Source organism: Ligilactobacillus pabuli, assembly GCF_022836475.1.
GTDB lineage: Bacteria > Bacillota > Bacilli > Lactobacillales > Lactobacillaceae > Ligilactobacillus > Ligilactobacillus pabuli.
Genome location: NZ_BQXH01000011.1, coordinates 23,616 through 42,382, shown reverse-complemented (window position 1 = coordinate 42,382; position 18,767 = coordinate 23,616). Strand labels below are relative to the sequence as shown.

The following is an 18,767-nucleotide window of genomic DNA, read 5'->3' as shown; positions in this document are numbered from 1 at the left end:
TTATTTTTTTCACTAGATGCGAGGGCTAGCGACGAGTTGAATGGCAACTCACTTCTGATCATTGCCTTTACCTTAGTTATTTTTAAAGTGTCACTGCGTGATTTTGCCCAAACTTCAAGATATAAGCTAAATATTCTTGATCAAATTGATCAAAATCACGATAGCTCTTTTCAAAGCCCAGACAACACAAAGCCTGGTCAACTAATGGACAGTTTTTCTGTGCAACTGCTACCAAGTGCTGGTAAGTTGCCAAGTCCTGTTTAGCTTGTTGTTGATCAACTAAACCAGTTAAAGTTCGATTCATTTTTAAAACGTTAACTCTTAAAGCTACATTTGTGAATTCAGGTGAAAACTCATTGAAAAACCACCGTAAAAAACTTAAAGCATTCTCACACATTGTACTTCCTCCTCTAATATGAACACTTCCATCGCTGAAACAATCAGCTATCATCAGCATTTCACAAAAGAGTCAGTTCTTTTTTCGCCTATATATCTCTAACGTTTTTAATTGTGATTTACTGAACTTGTACAATTTAAGTATAGTTCTTTTCTTGAATTTTTCAAGACTTTCTACCCGGTTTTTCAAAGTTTTTCAAATTTAGTTGCTAGAGTCATGTCACTAAAAGAAGCTCCGTACAATAATAAATTCTAACAAGAAACCGCCGGCTAACAGTATAAGTCCAATCAGAAACGACAAAACATTGCCTAAGTATTTCAAGTGGATCTTTTGCCCCAGCCAGTCACTGATTTTGATCAACAGAAAAAGCAGTTCAAAATTATCAAAACCAAGTCCTTCATCCAAAATTCGCTGCCGTTTTTTCCCAGTCAAAAAAGTAATTCGCAAAAAAACTACTGCAAAGACCAGGATGAGTAGTCCAACAATTAACATGAAGTACTTCATCGGTTCTCCCCCTTTTATGTAGAAAACTCCCTTTTAAGTCTGAGGCAAAAATGTCTCATTGTCAATCAGGCCAAGCCCAACTACTTCACTTAGTGCCAGCAATAGTTTAGAATAGTTGCAACTGCATTATTAATCACAAAAAAATGGGGGTATTTATTTTGTCAGATACAATCAATACTGCTTTACTAAAAGATGACCTTTATCAAGCTGTGAATGGTGAATGGTTAAAAACTGCTCAAATTCCTGCCGACAAGGCAACGACTGGCGGCTTCGCTGATTTGGCAGACCAGATCGAAGAAACATTAATGCGTGACTTCGGCGAACTGCTAGATGGCACAGCTACAACAGATGACCAATACTTACAAGAATTTGTCAAATATTACCGCATCGTCGCTGACTTCAAGCAACGGGATGCCGCTGGTTTTAGTCCAGTTAAACAATCACTCGACCAAATCGCACAACTCACTGATTTAGCCGACTGGCAAGCCCACCTCTATGACTTAACAATGAGCGGTAATGCTTCACCTTTCGAACTCTACGTTGGCCCAGATATGAAAGACACTCAGCATTATGCGCTAAACGCTGAGGTCCCATCATTAATTTTGCCAGACAAAACCTACTACGAAGACGGTAATGAACAGGCCGATGCTTTACTAGCCGTCTACTCACAGATGGTTTTAAAACTGTTCAAACTTGCTGGATATGAGGATGACTTCGCTAAAGCTACGCTAGAAGGCGCCTTGAAGTTCGACCGGAGTTTAGCCCCATATGAAAAAGATAGTACTGAACGTGCCGATTACGCGAAAGATTATAACCGCTACACCCTCGAAGACTTCAGTCAATTAAGTTCTAACATTGATTTAGCTGGTTTTGCCAAACAACTGATCAATGCCACTCCTGACCAAGTTATTGTCAGCGAGCCCAAATTTTACGCTGCGCTAGATGACTTAGTCAACGACCAGACTTTTACAGACATGAAAAACTGGTTGTTTGTCAAACGCTTAGTCGGTACTTCTGGACTCTTAAGTGATGAAGCCCGCATCGTCGGTGGTGAATACGGTCGTGCTCTCTCCGGTTCAAAAGAACCCAAGAGCCAACAAAAGTCAGCCTATTACTTTGCGACTGGCCAGTTCAGTCAGGTCGTCGGCTTGTATTACGCTCACAAATACTTTGGCGAAGCTGCCAAAAAAGACGTCCAACAAATGGTCGAAAAAATGGTCGCCGTTTACCAACACCGTTTAGCAAACAATGATTGGTTAAGTGCTGATACTAAGAAAAAAGCCGTCACTAAACTCAGTACGCTGGGAATTCAAGTTGGTTATCCTGATGAACTTGATCCTCTCTACAAAAAATTCGTGGTCGACCCAACAGAGAGTCTCTACGAAAATGACGAACGCTTTACTAAAATCGTTTTAGCTGACCATTACAGTCGGTGGGGTAAGGAAGTTGACCGGACTCGCTGGGAAATGCCAGCTCATATGGTCAATGCTTACTACAACCCACAGTTTAACGTGATCGTCTTCCCGGCAGCAATTTTACAAGCACCATTCTACTCATTAAACCAGAACTCTAGTGAAAACTACGGTGGAATTGGCGCAGTGATCGCCCATGAAATTTCACATGCCTTTGATAATAACGGGGCACAATTTGATGAAGTCGGTAACTTACACAACTGGTGGACTGAAGATGACATGAAGCACTTTAAAGCTTTAGCACAAGAAGAAATCGACCAGTTTGACGGCTTAGAAACACCAGCTGGTAAAGTTAACGGCAAACTGGTTGTTTCAGAAAACATCGCAGACGCTGGGGGCTTAAGCTGTGCACTTGCAGCGGCCAAAGGTGAAGATGACGTTGATCTCAAGGCCTTCTTCCTCAACTGGAGTCGGATCTGGCGGATGAAATCGTCCTTAGAACGAGAGAAACTCTTGTTAAGTATTGATGTGCACTCACCGAATGTGTTGCGAGCAAATGTGCAGCCCAAGAATTTAACAGAATTCTACGAAGTCTTTGACATTAAACCTGGCGATGGCATGTACTTGCCAGAAGATCAACGGGTCAACATCTGGTAAAAATAAAAAATACGTTGTGCTTCAGCTCTAATGGCTGGCTGCACAACGTATTTTTTGTTGAAGAAACTATGTTGGTCCTGCTTACAATAAATCGTGGTAGATACCTTGCATGCGTGCCTCGATTTGATTCAATTCTCGGGCGGTATCTTTTAATTCGCCTGCATATGTTTGTGCTTTTTCGGCATCGATGTGGTTTTTATAACGCAGTTTATGTTCCAAACTTGCCCACATGTCCATCCCAATCGTTCTGATCTGAATTTCAACTGGAACTTTTTGACTTCCTTCAGCCAAAAAGACAGGGACCGAAACTACCAAGTGTAAACTTCGATAGCCATTTTCTTTAGGCTTACCAACATAATCTTTGCGTTTCAATAACGTAATGTCATCCTGACTAATCAGCGCATCCTCTACTCGATGAATATCATCAATATAATTGGTAATCACCCGGATACCAGCAATGTCAAAGATGTTCGCTTCAATTGCCTGTATCGTCACTCCATAGCCTTTACGTTCCATTTTTTCAATCAAACTAGCTGGACTTTTTAGTCGCTCTTCCATGTGGTGAATTGGGTTATGGGCATGCAACGCTGAATATTCATCGTCCAAATTTTCTAGTTTAGTCCCAACTTCGTTCAAAGCCAAACGTCGTAATAAATAGATCTGAGTGATCATTTGAAAATCATCAATTCGTTCTTTCAAGCCAGACTGTTCCATTTGACGTTGTGTCTCGGCTAAATTCAAAAAATTACTTCTTCGTAAAATCATTTACTCTGCTCCATTCAAAGGTTAAACTAACTCGCTTTTTCTACTAAGATAGAATACCATCATTTTCTCGCCGGCAGGGCTCGCAGCAACATTATTTGAACAAATTTAAAGTCTCAAAAATGCTCGAGACGACCATCATTGCCAAAAAAATAGGCTGTAACAATCATCACTGATCCCTACAGCCATTTATTAACGCTCAACTATCTGATCACTAAGACCGAACATGGTGCATATTTAGACATATAAGCTGCTTGACTACCAAAACGACGGGCAATTCCCGGCTTGTCAAACGAACCGATCACTAATAAATCAGGCTGAACGTGTGGAATAACGTCCTTCACGATTGTCTTACCTGCATCGCCTTCCGCAATTAGTGTGGTGACTTTTTTAACGCCAGAATCATAAGCCTGTTGCTTGAAATCCAAAATATGTTCTTCAGCTTGGCTCCGCTCACCGTGAATATAATCATCATCAAGTGCTTGATAAATATTCAGATCATCGCTTTCCAACACAGAAACAATGAACAATTCCGCATCATTTTCGGCGGCATAACGCACTGCGTAATAAAACGCCAGTAATGCATCATGTGAATCGTCGACCCCTACTAAAACTCTGTGAAACTTCATTTCTCTTTCAGCCATTAAAACATCTCCTTATTTTGAATGACAGTGCTAAATTAGCGACTATTTCATCATTCCTTATCACTTTAATCATAGCACTTCACCGCCAAATTCTAAAGAAATTCAACGCGACTTGCTAGTTTCTGACTGCCACTGTTTTTTCACTTAAGTTGATAACTATATTCAACAATTTGCGGCTGTTTTTGCTGCAAAGATTTTTCAAATTTAAGTTCGGCCAAAGCCGGTGCAAATTGTTTTTCTTGAACTTGAGGGACAAAAATCGTTTGAAATTTCAGGTCTGTTTGCAGCATTCTTAAAATATGCGGAACAACCTCTGTCAATAATTCCGTCTGTGACCCTTCCATCAATAAGCTAGCTTGGACCGTGGCTGCCCGGTTTGGCAAATCAATTTGAAATAACGAAAAAGTTCCCAAAAACTGGTCACTATTAGTCTGCTTAATTCCCCAAATCGCAGTTTTACCATGCATCAACTGACTCATCGCCTGATTAACAAAGCTGGCCGTTTGCACTAGCGGTTGGCGCTGCTGCAGCTCAACTTCTCGTAAATGATGAATATCCTTAAGTTTAAAGGCATTCAGCCAGTCTAAAGTATAATGAGTTGTCATCACTGGCCGGTAATTTTTTAAGTTCATAATAAGTTGCGCTTCTTTCTTCACTAAATTAGCTGTAGCTTCGCTCAACTTTATCTTATCATTGTCAGCACTAGTTTTAACACAAATTTGTTTAGTAAAAGCGTTGCCAGTCAGTGACATGTAATTTTCATTTGTTATAATAAGGATAACCATACTAATTAGGAGAGAAACGAGGAGGCATTCCTGTGAATAACGTTTCATTAAAACAAATTATTTCCGTGGCCAATGAGATCATCACTGCCGACGAAAATGAGATCGTCCACGAAGTTGCTACAGAATATATTGGTTCAGGTTTTGAAAAAGAAGGTATCACCGAAGTTTACCGACAGCTTAGAAAGTTCATTGACGACGGCGGAACCGGATTTGATCAAGGACTTTCTGGCATTCGTTTCGACTCACGGAAAAAAATTAACTCTGAAGACCCATTAGTTATTCAACTAAATAAAGAATTAGATAGTTACTATCGAGAAGACAAGGCAATGGAAACTCTCGCAGTTTTTGATAACGTCCGGATCGTATCCATGGAATATATGGGCTGCGGTTTAACCTTCACCTTGCCTAGTTTTGACTTAGATGTCCGGTCAGTCTTTATCCAGCGGACTCTCTATCATAGTATTATGGATCGCGTTGAACTAAAAATTCCTGAAATTGAAGATCAGTGGATCCTAAAAAGTCACTTAAAATAACAAATTACCTCACAAGACCAAGGTGCCCCGTGTCTTTCACGCCGGCATCCTGGTCTTGTTTTTTTATAACAAGTAGATTAAAATATTTTTAATGTATTTATTAGATATAAATTGAGTTTTTTAGTACTAAATGAGAGTTAAGCGCTCTGGAATTTTAGTCGAGCTACTCAAAGCAGAACTCTCCGCCTATCCAAGCTCAACCTTCAATGCCTAAAACGCATTAAAGGCCAAGCTCCGATAGTGCTCAAATTCTACCGCTTTGCTCCGCTCTGTGTTTTTTAGTCGAGCTACGTGGGACAAGAGGTTCCGCTTATCCAGCTAAAGCCAGCACATCACTGAAAATCGTGATCTTCTCGCTTAGCACGATGATGCTCGCTTTCTCCCGTTTCACTCCGCTCTGTGATTATTAGGGGGGTCCTTTTTTGCATTCTCACTTAACCGTTCGTTCGGCCTTACAAGATGTCTTGCCCACTGTCTTAGGCTACATTGGAATCGGAATTGCCTTCGGTCTCGTTAGTCGGGCAGCGGGCCTATCTGTTCTGCTGACGCTCATGATTTCAACTTTTGTCTATGCCGGCTCCGCACAATTCGTACTAGTCACCATGTTGCTTAACCACAGTCCGTTGCTTTCCATCATTTTTTCAGTTTTTTTAGTTAACGCTCGGATGATCCTAATGGGAACCACCCTTAGCCCTTACTTTAAAAATGACTCGAATTGGAAAAACATTGTGCTTGGGACCTTTCTGACCGACGAAAGTTTCGCTTTAGGTATGAACAAACTCAACTATACTCAAAAAACCCTGAACTTCACTTGGTTTAACACTGTCAACCTTGCTTCTTATTTAACTTGGGTCGCAGGTACTGGGCTAGGTGCTTTATTGGGCTCGTTTATTACCAGTCCCGAGCAGTTTGGCTTTGGTTTTGCCATCACTGCCATGTTTATCGGTTTACTTTACTTACAAATTATTTCGGATCAAAGTCTGACGATTTCACTCCAATTGATCCTAGTTTTATTCACCTTAGCTTTAACTTACTTTGGCATGATTTTTATTCCTGCCAATCTATTGATTTTAGTCGTTACTCTGCTTGGTTGTCTGTTAGGAGTGATTTTGAAACATGCCCACCGTTAACTTTATTCTTTGGACTATCTTTGGAACTGGCTTAGTTACCTGGCTTTCCCGTGTCATTCCCTTTGTCATTTTAAAAAAGCTGACTTTATCTCCTGCAATTATTGAATTTCTAAGCTTTGTTCCAGTGACCATTATGGCAGCTTTATGGTTCCAGCAAATTTTCATTCCACATCTCGGCCACTTTCCTACTATCGATTACGTTAACTTATGGTCCTCACTGCCGACTGTTCTAGCGGCGATCATTTCAAAAAATTTACTGGTGATCGTGGTCGTCGGAATTGTTTCGGCGGCCATCGTCAATTTGTTATTATAATAAAATAAGTTAATGTCTTTTTAGCTTTTAAGTCGCAAAAAAACGAACCCTTTCTCACAGAGAAAAAGTTCGTTTTTTTAATGAAAATTATTATTGTAAATTTATTCGACTGAGCGTTTCAGCCATGGCATCTTGTCACGTAGGAATGGTACGACCCAGTGATCCAAGCCAATTTTACCAGCATTGTAACCAGCAACTAAAATAATGAAACCAAGAATAATGTAAGTTGGGTTAACTGAAATTGTGCCAGCAAAGATGTAAGCAAAGTTCATCAACAAACCAAAGAATGCTGCAGCTGTTGTCAATGTACCAAGTAATAAACCAAGGCCAACTAATAATTCACCCCAGGCAACCATGAAACTAAAGAAGCCCATGTTTGGCATAACAAACGCTTTCAAGAAAGGTGTGTACCATGGAAAAGCTGCTGCACCGTGAGGATCCATAACAGGACTTGAAATTGCATGAGCGACGAAACCTTTAGCACTGAAACCGCCGGTAACTTTGCCCCAGCCATCCATAAACCATTCGAAACCTAGATAAAGACGGATAATTGTGACGACCCACATGCCACTCTTACTGTCGCGTAACCATTTAACCATAAATAATTCCTCCCGAAAATTAAATAAATGTAAAATTAATGCAACTTCATTTTATCACATATCAAAAAAATTAAAAATATCAAATATTTTTTACATTTTAAACGATTTAATTTGTGAAATGACTGTTACACAACACTTTTAAAAATGGTTTATTTTTTTAAATAAGCTTTTGCTTGTCAATTCATAAAATTAAATTGTGAAGAAAAATCTGCTTATTATATTGTGCACAATCTTCGATGAAACCGGCACCTTTTGGCATAAATTAAGGAGTTCACGCTGTTTTTTAGGGCGTAAACTCCTTAATTGATGGGAATTATATTAATTTAGATGGCCGAAATCTTCTTCTAAGGCATACTCTCCTACTTCATTTTCAAAATTAAGCCGATCTTGACGGGAACGTAACAGTAATTTGCCTGAAGTGATCCGTTCATATTCATAATCGGTCACGATTCCTAATTCACGCAACCCAGTTAGATCTAACTGGGCTTTAAGCTGATCAACCACATGCATCTCCGCAAAAATTTGGGCATGTTCTTCTAAATTACGCTGGTCTAACAATCCGCGAATCGCGGGACGGGTTACTTGGCGCAGCTGTTCTACCGTCAGCTTTTCTTGCACATACTGTTCCAAAGCAAACGCTGCTTGTTTAACATGCTGCATCAAAATTTGAACATTTTGAAAATCCTTTTTTAACAGTTCATTTAATTGCCGTTGATCGATCAACTCGGTATGCGGATCAAGGACACTCAGAGGAAATTGATATTCCAAGAAAAACACCTCCATGAAATGCTGACAGCACATTTTAACTTGCTGCTCCATCTCAGTTTGTTTCAAATTTAAATAATTTGGCTATATTTTAACCCAAAACAGCCTGAATGCAAATTAATCTGACTGGAAATTAGGAATTACTTTTTTCAAGCTTGAACTGCAAGGTCAAAGCTGTTGCCATGGCAAGATTATTATGGTCGTTCTACGATTTTCGTACCTGCATCATTAAACTCCCCACCTTGCACACTACCATATCGTGCATTTACAGCAGCTTTATTATCAGCTAACGGCTTAATTGTATAAATATCAAGTCCTTTTGCTCCACTGTATGTTTTCAAGATATAGCTTCCATCTGGCTCTGGTCCAGTCGAAGGCTCAATATTATTTTCAGCGGTATGACCTTCAACACTCGAAAAAGCTTTAGACGCGATTGCAATTGCTTCGCTCCTGTCAGTGATAGGTTTAATATTATCGCTGCCATCTTTAGCTTGTTTATTATTTGTTTGCTCTTCATCCTCACTTTTTGCGAAGTCACTCTGATTTGCAATTTGGGCAAAGCTTTTCTGTACCTCTGTATTTTGTGTTGGCCTTAAGTCTGGAACTCCATCTCTGCTTTGGTCAACCAAGGCTACTGGTTGATCACCTCGGAACGCAAAAATATAGGTAATATGATTGGGTAAAGGCGGCTTGGTCCCGTCATAGTTATAAATTGCTACAACATTATATTCGTTCTCCCCGTTGCCATCTTTACTCATACCGATTGTCGTTTTGTTACCATTAACCATAACTTTAGATAAGTCATCAGGATAAACTGTACCCGTTGAAACTTTTAAAGAAGCCTCACCGTCATATTTAGTATATTCCTGATTCATTTTTGGCGCCCACTGATTAATGAATTGCGTTAACAAATCATCCTGATGGTCATTCCATAAAGCAGTCTGACTTTCCTGGTTAGAGCTTTCTTGGTTAGAAGAAGCAGACTCCTTTTTTTCTGTCTTTTTGCTGCTATCAGCTTTCTGGCTCACTTTATGACTTGAAGTACTAGAATCACTACCATTAGACTTAGTTTGACTACAACCTGTTAACACCAATACACTAACACCAAACAGCATTATTGCTTTTAAACTACGCTTTATTTCCATTTAAAATTCCCCCTTAATTAAAATCAAGAAATAGCCGTTTTGCTGACAGACAAAAGAACTAATCCGCAGAATTTAGTGCCCCCAACATATCGATCTGCCGAATTTTACGGATCATAATGACCATCACGATCACTGAAAATAGTAAGGTCAAAGCTGTTGATAAACCGAAGTTGCTGAGGTGCAGTGTCATTTCCGCCATCGCATTATTCGGCGGTAAAGTTTCCATAATGAAATGGTGCAAGTAATAACCGCCGCCAAAGCCCACTAAGACCCCGAGCACCGTTAAAATCGCCGTTTCACGGTAAATATACAGAACCGTTTCTCGTTGATAAAAGCCCAGCACGCGTAAAGTAGCCAGTTCCCGGGTCCGTTCCGAAACATTAATATTAGTCAGAGTAAATAACACAACAAATGATAGAGCCGAAGAAGCCAAAACGATAATAAAGACAATATTATTCAGCCCATCTAGCACGGTGTTAATCGCTGTTTTTGCTTGGTTAGACTGGACCGCCGTTACTGCGGCTGCCTGACTATTCAACGTCCGCGAGACTCGGTCAATATTATGAGCCGACCGATCCTTCAAATTTAAGATCTGGGCGTTATATTTGACCTGTTTGCCAAAAACCTGCCGGTAATAGCGACTGGATAACACAATATCATGTCCAGCATACATCAAGGCGATCCCACCAATTTTCAACGATTTGGTGCGGCCCGAGCTATCTGTAACATTGATCCGGTCCCCGACCTGATAGTGACCCAGTTTAGCCAGCTTGCTAGTGATCACAGCGCCGTTTGCCGGTAATTTCAGCTGCCGTTGAGTATCCTGGTCTAACAGACTAATAAAGTCACTGAAGCCTCGTTCGTGTTGTGGAACGATCAAGGAGACTTGCTGGTTGTTAACCAATCCCTTAGGCCGAGCAGTAGTTGATTCAAAATAAACACTCGCATGCTGTTTGACCCCTGCTAATGTAGCTGCTTTTTTGCGGTAAGCCTGTTGCTGGTTAGCACTAGCGTTTGGATCATAAATGCCAACTACATCATAGTGGGTAATTTTCTGATACTGATTTTCGATAATTCCATTGATCGAATCACGCATGCCAAAACCAGTGATCAACAAAGCCGTACAGCCAAAGATCCCGATGATCGTCATAAACATCCGACTCTTATACCTAAAGAGGTTACGGAAGGTCACCTTCTGGTTAAATGACAGTCGACGCCACAACCAGGGCAGTTTTTCTAACAAAACTTTTGATCCGGCCCGCGGCGGCTTTTCCACTAAGAGCGCAGCTGGTTGTTCTTGTAGAGCGTGCCAGACAACATAAACTGCCGGCACCACCGTGCACAACAATGCACACAGCAAACTTAACCCGATCCAGCGCCACGATGGCGGCGTCTGTAAGGTCGGCACTGCTAAATTAGCCGCGTAGGCCGCATAGATCTTTTTCGGCAACAGCCAGGTCCCAAAATAGCTTCCGACTGCCGTTCCTAAAACAGCGGCACTCGTTCCATAGGCTAAGAAAAGTTTTAAAGCATCAAATTTAGTGTAGCCTAAAGCGCGCAGTGCCCCGATATCGGTCCGCTTTTCTTCAGCCATCCGTGACATGGTGGTCAGAGTGACCAAAATTGCGACCGCAAAAAAGATCAAGGGGAAAGTATTTGACAGGACATCGATCCGGGCAGCGGCCTCGCCGAACTGATTATAACCCTGGTTATAATCATTCCGCGCTTGCAGCTGATAGGTCAAGCCGCTCATTTGTTGGACTTGTTTAGCCTGAGAAGCTAGTTGTTGTTTAGCCTGGGTCAATTTTTTCGTAGCCGTCTGCAGCTGAGCAGACTTTTCTTGCCACTGTGCCTGCTGGGCCACTAATCCCGCCTGTGCCTGAGCATTACCGCTAGCGACTTGGCTGCTGCTTGCTAACTGTTGTTTAGCTTGAGCCAACTGGTCTTTTTGCTGCTGCAATGCCTGGTCTTGCTGGGTTAATTTTTGTTGTGCTTGCTTGACTTCTGCCTGTTTTTCTTGTTTGAGTTGGCGCTGTCTGCGGTCTGCACGTGCTGCCAAACCAGGAGCAGCCTGATCGACGTTTTTGTTTAACTGCTTTTCAAACTGCGAGTCATAACTAGCTTGAGGTAAATTATCGTAACTGATCTTAGCGACATTAGGTGCTTGTCGACTAAAGCCAGCCTTCGTTAAGACACCAAAAGTATCGATCTGACCCTTGCCAGCGTTAGAAACACCCAGATTATCTTTTTGCAAATAATCACTCGAGGTTACAAAGCCCACAATTTTATAATGGTTATACTTGAGGCCAGCAATCCGTTTTTGACCATCGTTATTCACCAAATGCAGCGTTTGGCCCACATGGTAACGGCCTTTTTCATACTTACTTAAAGCAATTTCTGTTGCTCGTTTTGGTAACCGTCCTTGAACTACGCGATAAACTGAGAGCTTAGTGGTTGCTTGGTTTAAGCGGATCGTTTTGCTCGTATCGGCAGTTAATGCATCTTGATAGCGGGAAAATTCTGCTTGTTTAACATGCTTCATTTGCCCCAAATACTGGCGGTCCGCCTGGTTAAAACCAACGACACTGGTGACTTGCGCGTCCGCCATGTGATGCTGGTCAAAATACTGCCTACCCGTCGCCCGCATGTCACTCCCAGTAATTTTCAAACCAATCAGCACAAATGCCCCTAATGCCAGTAAAATTGCTAACGAAATAAAGCGGGGAAACGAAGTCTTAAATTCCCGCAGAATATTTTTTCTTAAAGTTCGTCGCACACTTTTCACCTACCACTCAATTTCAGCAACGGGTGTCGGTTGTTCATTCAAATAATCTTCCTTGACCTGACCATCGGCAATTTCAATGACATGGTCAGCCATCGCCTTGATCGCCGCATTATGGGTCACGATGATCACTGTTTTACCATCTTTATGACTAAAGTCCTGCAAAATCTGCAAAATTGTCTTACCCGTCTGATAATCCAGTGCCCCAGTTGGTTCATCGCACAATAACAGTTCGGGATTCTTAGCGACTGCTCGTGCGATCGATGCGCGTTGCTGTTCCCCACCAGACAACTGGGCGGGAAAATTATCTTGACGTTTGCCCAAGCCAACACGTTCCAAAGTCTCTGCCGGGTCTAAAGCAGCGGGCGAAATTTCTGAAGCCAGCTCCACATTTTCTAAAGTCGTTAAGTTCGGGATCAAATTATAAAATTGGAACACAAATCCAATCGAATTTCTACGGTAGGTGGTCAATTCACGTTCCGAATACTCGGCAATATTCTTGCCGTTGATCACAACTTTTCCTGACGTTGCAGCGTCCATGCCACCTAAAGTATTTAACAAAGTTGACTTACCCGCACCAGACGAACCAACGATCACCATTAATTGCCCTTTTTCTAATTCAAACGAAATATCCTCATTGGCACGGACTTCGCGCTCACCGCTGCCAAAGATTTTTGAATAATGTTCCAGCTCAATATATGCCACTTAACTTCCTCTTTCCTGATTTTTAGTTTGCCGCCAATGCACCAGCCAAAATACTCTGGTCCATCGGCCTTAATTTGTCTGTTGTTTCTTAATAAAATCACGCACTGCTCCAATGCCGGTAAAAACTCGGTCGGCTTGGCTTTGATCCACGTGATACCGTGGATCAGCAATGGCCCACGTTTCTAACCCAGCCCGCTTAGCAGCCATGATCCCCACGGTACTATCCTCGATCGCCACACATTGGCGCGAAGTTAACTTTAGTTGATGAACTGCTGCTAAATAGACATCTGGGGCCGGCTTTTTTTGCTGAACATCAGCAGCACTTAATACCACGTCAAATGTAACCGGCAGCTGGCACTGGGTCAGCATCTGTTCGACCTCCGTCAAAGCACCGACCGATGCCAGCGCGATCCGGCAGCCTGCCTGTTTAAGGTCTAATAATAATTCAGGTACTTGCGGCAGTATACACGCCGCATAATCAATCGGGTGTTGAGCCCAAAACCGTTCAAAATCCGCCGACAGCTGTTGTCTAACGGCTGCATCTGGAATCATCATTTGCCATTCGACAGCTGGATCAACGCCCAGATAGGCGTTAATATCTGGATAGTAGTTCGGTAAGTGATGTTCCCGCAAAAATTGCATCCTCAGCTCAAAATAAAAAGCTTCGCTATCAACTAATACTCCGTCCATATCAAAAATATACGCCGTTTTTAACATGACCGCTTGTCCCTTCTTTCTTTCGGTAGTTGTCATCCTTATTCTACCAAAAAAACCTTGTTAACTTCCATTGAGTCCAGAATTAACAAGGATTTTTTATCTTTTCAAATTTTAGTCTGCTTTATGAGCCAGCTGTTTCCGATTCAGCCCATACAAACCGCCTAAAGCTAAAAGTAAGACTAAGCCTGAAATAACCCACGGCAGACTTCGTGCACCCCATACAAACAGTGCGGTGGGCCACAGTCCGCCCTCGATCAACGCCGTGATTTGTGGTGCATGGCCTAAATCAAACTGCGCTGCTTGGGCCATTTTAGTCACTAACGGTGCGACCCACGAAGTTAAGTATAAGATCGTCGTTAGATAAATAGTTCCGCCAACGACGGCCCGCACAATGTTGCCCCGAAAAACGGGGACCATTAAACTAACTGCAAATGAGATCGTCGCAAAATCGCCAAAAGGCAAAGTTTGATTGCCCGGCAAAACTAGTGCTAACAAGAGTGTGATCGGAATCATCAGTAAGGAGACCGCTAAGACTGCTTGATCACCCACGGCTAAAGCCGCGTCCATGCCAATATAAAGTTCACGACTTGGAAAACGTTTCTTCACAAATTGGTTGGCAGCTTGAGAAACCGGCGCTAAACCTTCCATCAACAGTGACACCATCTTAGGTAATAAGACCATCACCGCTGCCGTCTCGATCCCAAGGTTCAAGATCTCGCCCACCTGATAGCCAGCTAAAATCCCAACACCCAAACCGATCAACAGCCCCATCACTGATGTCTCACCAAAGAGACCAAACCGTTTTTGAATCGTTTTAGGATCAGCTTGCAGGCGGTTAAACCCGGGAATTCGGTCAAACAGCCAGTTCAGCGGCCACGCAAAAATATAGCCGGGTAAGGCGATCCCATGTGGGAAAGTTACGTTCGGAAAATGGTAATATTTTTTGATAGTCGGTGCACTTAAATCAGCTAAAAAATACAACAGTGTTTGATAAGCAAGCATTGAAAATAACGCCAACGGAAAGCTGTGTCCGACACCATAAACCATCCCACCAATAAACGCTACGTGCCAAAAGTTCCAAATATCAATATTCAAGGTCTTTGTCAATCCAAAGAATAGCAAAAATAAGTCGACCCCGATCCCCAGTGGGATAGCCGAGATTCCTAATAAGGTACTGTACGAAATCGCCGATGCGGCGGGCCAGCCAATGTCCAAAGTCGTCAGCGATAAGCCCAGTCGTTTGACCATCGCTTGTGCTGCTTGGCCTAAAGTATCCCCCAATAACCCCGTGATCAAATTCAAACCCACAAAACCAATTCCAACAGTCAGTCCTGCTTTGATTGCTTTTTTCAGCCCAGTCCCTAAAATTAACGCAAAAATTGCGATAATGATCGGCAAGATGACCGGCGCCCCCCAGTTAATAACTTCTTGTACCCCAGCTAACATTGTCATTTCCTTTCGTTTTTTAAATTGTCCCCAAATCTCCATCAAATATCATTTGATTTTAATAATATTAGAGTTATTTCTTTTTTTTGGTTTTTTTCTTTGTATAATATAATTAAGTTCTCTGAATTACTGCACGTTGTCTGTTACAAAATCAACTATTTGTTTATTTTTGAGGTGACCTTATGCATAAATATCTGTTCTTACTTCGTTTGATCAACAAAAAATCACTGACCTTACTCCTTTTAACGCACATCATTATTAGCGGTTTTAATGTTTTTATTTCTTACTTACTCCAAGTTGGGATCTCTGCCGCAAGCAGTGGTCACTTTGAAAAAATCATGCACACCTTAGTCTGGATGATACTTGGTGTCGGCATTTACATTGTTTTTTACTTATATTCAGCATTGCTCTTAGAAAAAATCTGCCAAAAGCTTAGTGCCACATTAAGCAACCGGCTACTCAAGCAGTTTTTAAGCCAGTCAGACGATCAGACTAGTACGGGTAAGGTTTTGAACTTAATTAATGAAGACGTTGCCATTTTTTCAGCTTCACTTACCACTGGTCTGTTACCTTTACTTGATTTTAGTCTGAGTGTCATTTACGGTTTAGTTTACCTTGTCTTTTTCTCCTTACCATACGGTCTCATTTTTATCCTGATCAGCTTAATTTTTTATTATCTTAGTCAGCGTTTCTTCCGTTTGACTACCCATGAAAATCAGCAATACTTGGCACAAAATGATACCCATAAAGCTTTTTTAGAAGAGGTCTACCGTGGCTTTCCCGTTTTAATTAGTTTACAAGTTTTGCCTTGGCTAATGCACAAACATCAGCAACTTTTTGACCAGAAAAAACCATTTTACTACAAATACATTAATTACGTTGCCGAAAATCAAGCTCTTTTAGTCGGCGGGGTCTACATTGCAGAGATCATCACGATTTTATTGGGCTTTGTCCTGGTTCATTTTGGCATGTTTACCACTAGTGTCATGTTAGGTTTGTGGAATGCTGGCATTGGTTCAATTTTCTTCCAGTTTTTGTATCTTCCTTATACCTTAGATGCATTATCCAAACAAGATACCGCCTACGCCCGCGTTGTGACCTATCTCGCAGAGAATGACACCCCCACTCAAGTTCCAACAGACACTAAAAGTGACCAAATCACACTGACCAATGTTTCATTTGCCTACCCTAACTCTGACCAGCAGGTTTTTAGCAATTATTCCCTAACGCTACTGGCCAAGCAGCTGTACTTTATGATCGGTAAAAACGGTGTTGGCAAAACCACCTTACTGCGGTTGATTGCTGGCAACTTAGTCCCAACTAGCGGAGAAATTAACTTTAGCCGTGACCGATCTTCTGTGGCTAGTCTGGGCTCAGAACAAATCAGCTTTGTTTCTCAAAAAAGTTTGTTATTCTCAACTACTTTACTAGAAAATTTAACGTTGGGAAACCCTAACATTAGTCAGCCAGACATCCAAGTGATCCTAGAAAAATTAGACCTCTGGGACCGGGTCCTAGAATTACCGCAACAATTAGACAGTCTCGTCAGTCCGAGCGACTTTTCTATCGGCCAACTCCGGCGCCTAGCAATCGCCCGTGCTCTATTAGAAGATAAACCATTTATTTTCTTAGACGAGCCATTTTCAGATTTGGACCAAGAAAATCAAGCATCTTTACTCCAGCTTTTGCGAACCGTGGCAACTAAACGTGGGGTAATTATTATTGCCCACACCTTTGACCTGATCGAGCCAAACGATCATATCATTCAACTGAATGGAGGGTCCCAACAATGAAAATCACTCAACTATTTAAACAGGTTAGCCGTCAAACGGTTCTGGTCTGGTTATTAGCGCTACTCTGCTCGGTTTTTGAATTCTTTTTAGCCTTTGAGTTGGCGACCATTCAGCAAAAGCAGTCCAGCTTGTTAACATTTGCAGGGATGTTACTCTTACTTTGCTGTCTGATTATTATTCTACGCTATTTAACGGCCTATCACAGTCAAAAAATTGCTTTTAAGCTAGAAAAAAAGATTGCCGACCTGTTACTCAAAAAAGAAGCCACGCCTGGACAAGCACCTGACAAAGGCAAATGGCTCACGTTACTGAACGTTGATAATCACATCTTAGCTCAACAATTACCCATTACCATCACAGCTCTGATCACTGGCTTTTGCTCCTTAGTAGCTGCGTTAGTTTTCGGTGTCTTTAGTTCTCCGTTGTTGACGCTCATTATTATTTTGTTATCAACGATTTCCGTGATCGGTCCTAAAATTTTCACCAAGCTGTTGTTGCAAACTCAAAAACAGCAACAGACCAAGCAGGAAAATGTTCAACGTTCACTAGCGGAGATCCTCAATGCCCGGGATTTTCTGCGGATCAACGGATATGAAGAATTTGGTACTAAATTATTCCAACAAACCTATGCTCATTTTTTAAATGAGCAATATCAGAATCGTAAAGTTCAGGCTTGGCTCACTACAAGCAGTGTCTTCTTTGGCCTGTTGTTTGATGTGTTGACCTTAATTGCGGAAATTTATCTGATGAGCATTCACCAGCTCACCCTGGGACAGTTCATCAGTTTCACCTTACTCACGGATAGTTTTACCTGGATCTTCTACCAAGCTCCTGCGTATTACAGCGAATTAAGTCGCCAACAAGTCGCACGAACTAGAGTCAATAGTTACTTAGAACAACCGACTATCACTACTAGTGTTTTGCACAAACAACCAGCCATCACCTTGAAAGAGGTTGGTTTTACCTATCCTCACAACCAGCACGCGACTTTAGCTCAACTAAATTTGAAGCTTGATTTAACTCAGCATGAAAAAATCGTCTTAACTGGTCAAAGTGGCGGTGGAAAAACCACCTTACTTCAACTTTTAACTGGTGAATTGCAGCCAACTGCAGGTCGACTGACCTTTCCCGCTCAAGCCAATGAACATGCGCAACTGATCACCTTAGTCCCACAAGATAATCCAATTTTTGCCGGCAGTATTCAAGAAAACCTCTTGCTTGGACGGCAAATTCCAACCAACGAGCTGCTAGCAATCAGCCAAAAAATTGGTTTGGACCGGGTTTTAAAAAAGTTTCCGAATGGTCTTAACCACCAGCTTAAAGTCAACGGAGCTAACCTGTCGGCGGGACAAAAGCAGCTAATTGGGATTGCTCGCGGTCTCGTACAACTAGGAGATTTGTTGGTCTTAGACGAGCCGGTCGCCAACCTCGATGAAAAAACGACCCAGCAGGTCTTTACCTGCCTGGCCTCATTACCAACGACCGTTTTGCTAGTCAGTCATCAGCTAGAAACCGAGCACTCAAACTTTCAGAAGTTAGTCCTAGCAGACGGAAAAATCAAGCATGCGGATTCCTGAAAATAAGTAACCAGCTGAGCAAAGTTAACTTGACTATGGACCTGATGACTCCGTTTTGGGACATACTTTAACCAACCTTGTCCACTTTCGTTCCAGACGCG

Annotated in this window: 18 protein-coding genes; 6 read left to right on the top strand and 12 right to left on the bottom strand. The window is 41.9% G+C overall.

Going from position 1 to position 18,767, the window contains the following annotated elements; translation table 11 throughout:
* Window positions 1–82 precede the first annotated feature (82 nt).
* Together LPAF129_RS06605 and LPAF129_RS06600 are read right to left on the bottom strand one after the other, a co-directional pair.
* On the bottom strand, window positions 83–397 hold the full coding sequence (locus tag LPAF129_RS06605) for a hypothetical protein (RefSeq protein ID WP_244055379.1): 315 nt from the start codon (window positions 395–397) through the stop codon (window positions 83–85).
* 222 nt (window positions 398–619) lie between these two features.
* Window positions 620–901: a hypothetical protein gene (locus tag LPAF129_RS06600; RefSeq protein ID WP_244055378.1), complete on the bottom strand. Its 282-nt coding sequence runs from the start codon at window positions 899–901 to the stop codon at window positions 620–622.
* Window positions 902–1,044: 143 nt separating this feature from the next.
* Between LPAF129_RS06600 and LPAF129_RS06595 the strand changes: the two genes are divergently transcribed.
* Window positions 1,045–2,970 carry a M13 family metallopeptidase gene (locus LPAF129_RS06595; protein WP_244055377.1) on the top strand — a complete coding sequence of 642 codons (1,926 nt, stop codon included), beginning with the start codon at window positions 1,045–1,047 and terminating at the stop codon, window positions 2,968–2,970.
* Between the two features lie 81 nt (window positions 2,971–3,051).
* Here LPAF129_RS06595 and LPAF129_RS06590 read toward each other — a convergent pair whose 3' ends face one another.
* From LPAF129_RS06590 to LPAF129_RS06580, 3 genes are all read right to left on the bottom strand, one after another.
* A complete protein-coding gene (locus LPAF129_RS06590) occupies window positions 3,052–3,735 on the bottom strand; it encodes a GTP pyrophosphokinase (RefSeq protein WP_244055376.1) in 684 nt (227 codons plus the stop codon).
* A gap of 200 nt (window positions 3,736–3,935) precedes the next feature.
* Window positions 3,936–4,376 (bottom strand): universal stress protein, encoded by a 441-nt coding sequence (locus LPAF129_RS06585; RefSeq protein WP_244055375.1) that lies wholly within the window; start codon window positions 4,374–4,376, stop codon window positions 3,936–3,938.
* A gap of 140 nt (window positions 4,377–4,516) precedes the next feature.
* A complete protein-coding gene (locus LPAF129_RS06580) occupies window positions 4,517–5,008 on the bottom strand; it encodes a hypothetical protein (RefSeq protein ID WP_244055374.1) in 492 nt (163 codons plus the stop codon).
* 185 nt (window positions 5,009–5,193) lie between these two features.
* Between LPAF129_RS06580 and LPAF129_RS06575 the strand changes: the two genes are divergently transcribed.
* The 3 genes from LPAF129_RS06575 (at window position 5,194) to LPAF129_RS06565 (ending at window position 7,137) form a co-directional block, all read left to right on the top strand.
* The gene (locus tag LPAF129_RS06575; protein WP_244055373.1) at window positions 5,194–5,694 is read left to right on the top strand and encodes a hypothetical protein; all 501 of its coding nucleotides are present in this window, start codon (window positions 5,194–5,196) and stop codon (window positions 5,692–5,694) included.
* A 422-nt stretch (window positions 5,695–6,116) separates the two neighbouring features.
* Complete coding sequence (locus LPAF129_RS06570; protein ID WP_244055372.1) at window positions 6,117–6,824, top strand: AzlC family ABC transporter permease; 708 nt, start codon at window positions 6,117–6,119, stop codon at window positions 6,822–6,824.
* Complete coding sequence (locus LPAF129_RS06565; RefSeq protein WP_244055371.1) at window positions 6,811–7,137, top strand: AzlD domain-containing protein; 327 nt, start codon at window positions 6,811–6,813, stop codon at window positions 7,135–7,137. Before LPAF129_RS06570 ends, LPAF129_RS06565 begins: the two co-directional genes overlap by 14 nt.
* A 101-nt stretch (window positions 7,138–7,238) precedes the next feature.
* Here the strand turns inward: LPAF129_RS06565 and LPAF129_RS06560 are convergent, their stop codons facing one another.
* The 7 genes from LPAF129_RS06560 to LPAF129_RS06530 all read right to left on the bottom strand — a co-directional run bounded on the left by LPAF129_RS06560 (window position 7,239) and on the right by LPAF129_RS06530 (window position 15,296).
* Window positions 7,239–7,736, bottom strand: coding sequence for a DoxX family membrane protein (locus LPAF129_RS06560; protein ID WP_244055369.1), 498 nt, complete (start codon window positions 7,734–7,736; stop codon window positions 7,239–7,241).
* Window positions 7,737–8,054: 318 nt separating this feature from the next.
* Entirely contained in the window at window positions 8,055–8,504 is a 450-nt protein-coding gene (locus tag LPAF129_RS06555) for a hypothetical protein (RefSeq protein ID WP_244055368.1), read from the bottom strand.
* Window positions 8,505–8,695: 191 nt separating this feature from the next.
* Window positions 8,696–9,646, bottom strand: a complete 951-nt coding sequence (locus tag LPAF129_RS06550) for a DUF4767 domain-containing protein (RefSeq protein WP_244055366.1) — start codon at window positions 9,644–9,646, stop codon at window positions 8,696–8,698.
* A 58-nt stretch (window positions 9,647–9,704) separates the two neighbouring features.
* The gene (locus LPAF129_RS06545; protein WP_244055365.1) at window positions 9,705–12,431 is read right to left on the bottom strand and encodes an FtsX-like permease family protein; all 2,727 of its coding nucleotides are present in this window, start codon (window positions 12,429–12,431) and stop codon (window positions 9,705–9,707) included.
* A complete protein-coding gene (locus LPAF129_RS06540; protein ID WP_244055364.1) occupies window positions 12,432–13,133 on the bottom strand; it encodes an ABC transporter ATP-binding protein in 702 nt (233 codons plus the stop codon). It abuts the gene before it with no gap.
* Window positions 13,134–13,202: 69 nt separating this feature from the next.
* Entirely contained in the window at window positions 13,203–13,886 is a 684-nt protein-coding gene (locus LPAF129_RS06535; protein ID WP_244055363.1) for an HAD family hydrolase, read from the bottom strand.
* Between the two features lie 75 nt (window positions 13,887–13,961).
* Complete coding sequence (locus LPAF129_RS06530) at window positions 13,962–15,296, bottom strand: PTS galactitol transporter subunit IIC (protein WP_244055433.1); 1,335 nt, start codon at window positions 15,294–15,296, stop codon at window positions 13,962–13,964.
* 182 nt (window positions 15,297–15,478) lie between these two features.
* Between LPAF129_RS06530 and LPAF129_RS06525 the strand changes: the two genes are divergently transcribed.
* Entirely contained in the window at window positions 15,479–17,089 is a 1,611-nt protein-coding gene (locus LPAF129_RS06525; protein ID WP_244055361.1) for an ATP-binding cassette domain-containing protein, read from the top strand.
* A complete protein-coding gene (locus LPAF129_RS06520) occupies window positions 17,086–18,666 on the top strand; it encodes an ATP-binding cassette domain-containing protein (RefSeq protein ID WP_244055359.1) in 1,581 nt (526 codons plus the stop codon). Before LPAF129_RS06525 ends, LPAF129_RS06520 begins: the two co-directional genes overlap by 4 nt.
* Window positions 18,667–18,767 lie beyond the last annotated feature (101 nt).